This is a genomic window from uncultured Fibrobacter sp., from assembly GCF_937877005.1.
GTDB lineage: Bacteria > Fibrobacterota > Fibrobacteria > Fibrobacterales > Fibrobacteraceae > Fibrobacter.
The window spans coordinates 1-5,846 of the sequence record NZ_CALEFV010000326.1 but is presented as its reverse complement, the minus strand read 5'-3'; the positions used below and the strand labels follow the sequence as shown (position 1 = coordinate 5,846).

Genomic DNA, 5,846 nt, shown 5'->3' with positions numbered 1-5,846 from the left:
CTGATAAACCACGAATCCCGCTAGCCAAGCGAACAGGTTCCAGCCCCAAAAAAAGCGTCCCCCTTGATCTGCACGCCCGAAATAGTACGAGACCATAAGCACGGAAGCCATCGGGGCAAACACCGATGAAATCAGGTAAAGAAACGAAATATAGTGATCCATGATACCCGAAGCGGCAAGGACTGCGCTCAGAAGCGCAACAACCACACCTGCAATTTTCGGATTGACCTTATTGATAATCGCCTTAGTAGATTCACCCGCGGAATTGGCTGCGAGAAAGTTAGTCGTCACCGTAGAAAGCACCACGATGACAATGCCCGGAATACCCAGTCCTGCAAGAAGTATCGCATCCGCAATGCCGTTACCGGCCCCAAGTCCCGCTATTTCAATACCGATGAAGTACATCCAGAAACTTGCAAGCGTATAGGCCGCAGCGGATGCAGCTGTCGCAGAAACAGGTTTTTCCGCATCCTTCGTATAATCCGAAATTACCGGCAACCAGGAAACAGGCAGAGCCATCGAAATTTCAAAAACATTCCAGAACGAGAGATGAGAATGCGCGGATAATGAAATATTTTCAGCAAATACGGATCCATTGACATTAAACAGCTTGACAGTCAGGATTATCAGCAGGACCGTTAAGACAGAAATCACCACTGTAGCTACATTGGCGGAACGCCGCAACCCCACAAAAACCCAAATTGCAATCATTACGGCAAGAACTACGCAAGTCAGCGTAAAGGATATCGGAAGTTGTAAACCTGCTAGCGCCAACGCCCCCTGGGCATTCAGCACGGCAACCCACGCAAGCAACTGAAACACGTTTAGCGAGGCAAAGAATTTCGAGCCGTATTTTCCATAGGTCGAAGCAGTCGTTTGCATCGCATTCTTGCGGACTCGTGCACCGATCAGGCCTACACCAAAAAGGAGCAGTCCCCCTAGAATATGCCCCAATACCAAAGCAAGCCACATACCGCTTCCTGACGACAGTGCCCCGATTTCAATCCCCGCTTCAATTTCCGAAACCGAGATCGCAACGCCAAACCAAATAATACCACTTGATAACAGTCCTAATCTTTTTTTTGTAGCCATTTTCAAACTCCTTGAGCCATCGAGGCTCTTTTTTTATTTTCGGAGGCAAAAATAGATAGACTATTGACTTTATCAAATATTCAATTTTCTATTATTTTAGCATAGCCAGTTTAAGGTCAGATTATATTCAGATCAGGAGATTTTCGAGATGCTATCGTACGACATTTCAAATGCGGGATACGATTCTCTTTACCATTTCCTATACCGCTCCATCAAGGATGACATTATCGCAGGGCGTCTCGAAGCCGACGCCAAGCTTCCATCAAAGCGCTCCTTCGCCAATTCACTCGGAGTCAGCGTCATTACCGTCGAGAATGCCTATGGACAGCTGCTGGCCGAAGGATTCATCTATACGCTTCCGCGCAAAGGGTTTTACGTTTCCGCAATCCAGCCCAAAAGTTCGGAGCAACTGTCGAAACGCTCCCCAGTCAAAGAATCGCGTGAAGCAATGCAGGCAGAATCGTCAAAACAGGTGCACTATATTGCCGATTTCGTAAACAATCAGGTAGACATTTCCAGTTTTCCGTTCTCGACCTGGGCAAAACTCACCCGAAAGGTTCTTTGCGAACAACAGCGTGAACTCTTGACTCGCTCACCTAACTCCGGCGTGCCAGCACTCCGTAGCGCAATCGCCAAGATGCTCTTCGACTTCCGCGGCATGCGCGTTGACCCGGAGCAGATTGTCGTAGGCGCCGGAACGGACTGCCTTTACGCGTGGCTCGTGCAACTGCTCGGATTTGATAAGAAGTACGGCGTCGAGGACCCCGGCTACAGCAAGATTTCGAAGATATATCGTAAGCTCAACGTAGTGTGCAACTTCATCCCGTTGGATGAAAACGGAATCCGTATTGACCAGCTGGAAGAAACATGCACCGACATCATCCACCTATCCCCATCACACCACTTTCCGACGGGCAAGGTGATGCCCATCAGTCGCCGCTTCGAGCTACTAAGTTGGGCATCGAAATCGAGTAACCGCTACATCGTCGAAGATGAATACGACAGCGAATTCCGCATGGTAGGCCATCCGATTCCCGCTCTGCAGAATATCGATGTTCAGGATCAGACGATTTACATCAATTCTTTTTCCAAAACGCTCGCCTCCACGGTGCGCGTCGGTTACATGATTCTTCCGAAACCGCTTGCCATGAAATTTCGCGAAGAATTCTCGTTCTACACCTGCACCATTTCGAATCTGGTACAGTACGTGCTAGCCAAATTCATCGCCGAAGGACACTATGAAAAGCACATCAACCGCATGCGCAACATCTACCGCCGACGCCGAGACATCCTACTTGATACCATCCGCAAGAGTAGGCTCCACGACCGCATCGAAATTTCGGAACAGGATGCCGGCCTGCATTTCATCTTGAAGGTAGATACTCCGCTGACAGACGAGGATTTCTGCATACGCGCCCAAGAAAAGGGAGTTCGTCTAAGCGCTCTTTCGGACTACTATACCTTAGCGGAGCCCTCGCAGCACGAGTTCATCATCAACTATTCCTCGGTCCCGGAAAATAGAATAAAGCAGGCTATACAGATTCTTGAAAAAATCTAGTCTTTAACGCAGAAGACGCCTTCGTCCTTTATCAACCCATGCGAATAGCTCCATGAGCCATTTTCCCTTCTATTGGGACAAGCGGATTGACACTCTCCCGGCAAGGTCTCTACGGACTGTTCCGTAGAACAGGGGTAGCAGAAACCATCATAGCTCATTAACGGTCGATCAGCACAGCTGGCAAAGAGGCAATAGCCGTCCTGGACCTTTCTGTTGGGACACAGGGAACAGTTTACCGTATCGCGGATAGGATCATCATAGTCGCAGGACCGGCATTCGCCAAAATAATCTTCGAGAGGCTTATGATCGGGACATTTTTCTAGCTTGCAGCCCCAAAAGTCATTAACCCTTTTTGTCGTTCCGTTCTTTCCATCGCAAAGGAGTTCGCAGGATTCCTCATCCTTTAACCTAAAAATATTATCATCACTACAGGAATGACATTCTCCATATTCGTCTAGTAACGGAAAATCGCTCGGGCAGGACGATGTCACCGTTCCCGTATTTTCGCGAGAGACATCGACAGAACTGCTAGACCAAGCTTCGAGAGATCCCGAAGACAACAAGTTAGATCGGATTGAGCTACTAGAGGCGTAAAGGGTATCCTCTTCTTCATCAACGGAAAGTACGGAATCTACGGACTCATCATCGCCAGTCGCCGTGCAGGCTCCGAACAGAGAGCCTAAAGCAAGCATCAGAAAAATTTTATAGGTCATTTTCGCCCTCCACCATAAACAAACCTTTCGAGGAGTTCCAGGCGGATTCTCCTTTTTTAAATATATATGTTTTTCTACGAAGTGCACCCCTCTTTTTTATTTTTCTATCTTTGCTCGCATGAAAAAATATCACTTGGCCACATACGGCTGCCAGATGAACGAGTACGATTCAGCGCTCATCGCCCAGAAAATGGACATGCTGGGTTGTACTGAGACCGCGACTCCGGATGACGCCGACTACATCATCGTGAACACCTGCAGCGTTCGCGAAAAGGCCGAGGACACCGCCATCGCTCGCATTTTCCAGTTCAAGCCTATTAAAGAAAGAAATCCCGACCTAAAGATCGTGATTTGTGGCTGCATGGCCAAGAACCGCGGCCCCGAGCTTTTGAAGAAGATGAAGTTCGTGAACTATGTAGTGGGGCCGGATCAGTACAAGAAAATCCCAGAACTTTTGACGGGAGAATACCACGGACATCACCGTATGTTCCTAGAAGAGGACAACGGAGAAAACTACCTAGGCGACTATGCCAAAATCAAGACGGACTTCAGCACCTACGTGGCAATCCAGCGCGGATGTAACAAGCGTTGCAGCTACTGTATCGTGCCATACCTGCGTGGTCCCGAAAAGTACCGTGAAATGGATGATGTTCTCGCAGAAATTCGCAGAGCGGCCGACCAGGGCATTACCGAAGTGACTTTACTTGGCCAGACGGTGAATGCCTACAGAACCGAAGGCGGGAACTTCGCGACACTTTTAACAAAGGTTTCCGAAATTGGAGGCATTCGCCGAATCCGTTTCACAAGCCCGCACCCGAGGCACTACACGAACGAGCTCATCGATGTGTTGCTAAGCAACCCGAAGGTCTGCCACTACGCACATATCCCTATCCAGAGCGGTTCCGACGCAATGCTCAAGAAGATGCGCCGCCAGCACAACATGGAGCAGTACTTTTCCGTAATTGAGCAATTACGCAGCAGGGATCCGTACTACGGCATTTCGACGGATGTCATTTGCGGATTCGTAGGCGAAACAGAAAGCGATTTCGAAGACACGCTCAAGGCCTTTGAACAGTGCCAGTTCGACTCAGCATTCATGTTCATCTATAGCCCCCGCAAGGGCACAGAATCGTACAACGAAACCGAAACGCTTACCGAGCAGGAAAAGCTCGAACGCCATACACGCCTCGTGGAACTGCAAAACGCAATCACCTTGAAACGCAACGAAATGATGCTCGGCCGCACCGAGGAACTTTTGGTAGAGAAGCCTTCTTCGCGCGACGAGACGGAACTGCGAGGCCGCACCGACAACTTCAAGAAGGTGGTGTTCAAGCCCGAAGTTGGTCAAATCGTGAAGCCCGGCGACTACGTAAAGGTGAAACTTGACGACATCCGCGGATGGACGATTAGAGGGAAATTGATAATTGATAATGGATAATGGATGATTGTGGTGTGAGGTAATGAAGATGAAGTTTTGGAATGTTCGCGGGATTGCAGCTGCATTGTTTTTTGCAGCAAGTGCATTTGCACAGTCAATGGCTGACGCGCAGAAGGCCTATGTTGCCGGCAAATGGCAAGAAGCCGCTTCCGCATATGAGGCCGCATGTCCCAAGGAACCGGATTCGGTACGTACCGAATGCTACCTATGGAATGTTCTCGCGCTTTCGCAAACAGGAAACGCCCAATCCTTCAAAATTGCCGGCAGGCGACTCGACAGCCTTATCCAGGCGACCAACCCGCAACGAGCCATCTATGCCGACCTCATGATGACGAGCGCCCAGTTCCGCATGTATCTCGGCAAGTACGAAAAGGCTGCCGAAGACCTTATCCAAGCCATCGAGACTTCCCATCCGCAACATGCCGTTGTTCTCAAGAAGGTCTGTCTGGCCATTAAATCAAAAGTCAAGACAGAAACCCTGGAAGAACGCTGCAACCAGCTGAACAATCCCGATTCGCTTGCTGCCATGCAGGCAAGACTCAAGGCCCCCCAAGCGGCCGGACAACCGAATGCTCAACCCGCTGACCAGGTTGCCGCGACAACGGAGGTTCCCCAACCGGCAGTGGTGGACAGTGTTCCCAAGCCATTGCCCCCCCCTCAACCCAAGGTCGAGGAAAATGCAGTACAGCCCTACTGGACTTTACAGCTTGGCGCCTTTGGCACTAAATCTAACGCGGACCTGCTCGTAACCAACCTCAAAAAGCAGAAAATCGCCTGCACGATTGCTGAACAGCCCCGCGGAGAAAGGATGCTTTACCTGGTGCAGACCGGCCACTTCGAATCTAGGGAACAAGCGATAGATTTTGCAGCGAATAAGCTGGCCCCCCTAAAAATCGAATTTCAGCCCCTTTTGAAAAAGTAAATTTGCGCAAAAACCCTAATTTTTGCTTATTAGCCCTGCAAAAAAGCAAAAAGTGTTCTATATTTGTACAAACCCCGAGCCGGGGTGGTGAAATTGGTAGACGCGCCGGACTCAAAATCCGGT

General features: G+C 49.6%; 5 protein-coding genes. 3 read left to right on the top strand and 2 right to left on the bottom strand.

Features of this window, described 5'->3' with window-relative positions; translation table 11 throughout:
- Positions 1-1,092, bottom strand: a 1,092-nt coding sequence (locus tag Q0628_RS14340; protein ID WP_298772127.1) for a cytosine permease, incomplete at its 3' end; no start/stop codon positions are given.
- Between the two features lie 148 nt (positions 1,093-1,240).
- On the opposite strand from Q0628_RS14340, the gene Q0628_RS14335 reads away from it, so the two are divergent.
- Complete coding sequence (locus Q0628_RS14335) at positions 1,241-2,650, top strand: PLP-dependent aminotransferase family protein (RefSeq protein ID WP_298772125.1); 1,410 nt, start codon at positions 1,241-1,243, stop codon at positions 2,648-2,650.
- On the opposite strand, the gene Q0628_RS14330 is transcribed toward Q0628_RS14335, so the two are convergent.
- Positions 2,647-3,363, bottom strand: coding sequence for a hypothetical protein (locus Q0628_RS14330; protein WP_298772123.1), 717 nt, complete (start codon positions 3,361-3,363; stop codon positions 2,647-2,649). The genes Q0628_RS14335 and Q0628_RS14330 overlap by 4 nt on opposite strands.
- A gap of 118 nt (positions 3,364-3,481) precedes the next feature.
- On the opposite strand from Q0628_RS14330, the gene miaB reads away from it, so the two are divergent.
- Both miaB and Q0628_RS14320 read left to right on the top strand, forming a co-directional pair.
- A complete protein-coding gene (gene miaB, locus Q0628_RS14325) occupies positions 3,482-4,801 on the top strand; it encodes a tRNA (N6-isopentenyl adenosine(37)-C2)-methylthiotransferase MiaB (RefSeq protein WP_298772121.1) in 1,320 nt (439 codons plus the stop codon).
- A 22-nt stretch (positions 4,802-4,823) separates the two neighbouring features.
- Positions 4,824-5,723 carry an SPOR domain-containing protein gene (locus Q0628_RS14320; protein WP_298772119.1) on the top strand — a complete coding sequence of 300 codons (900 nt, stop codon included), beginning with the start codon at positions 4,824-4,826 and terminating at the stop codon, positions 5,721-5,723.
- Positions 5,724-5,846: the final 123 nt, after the last annotated feature.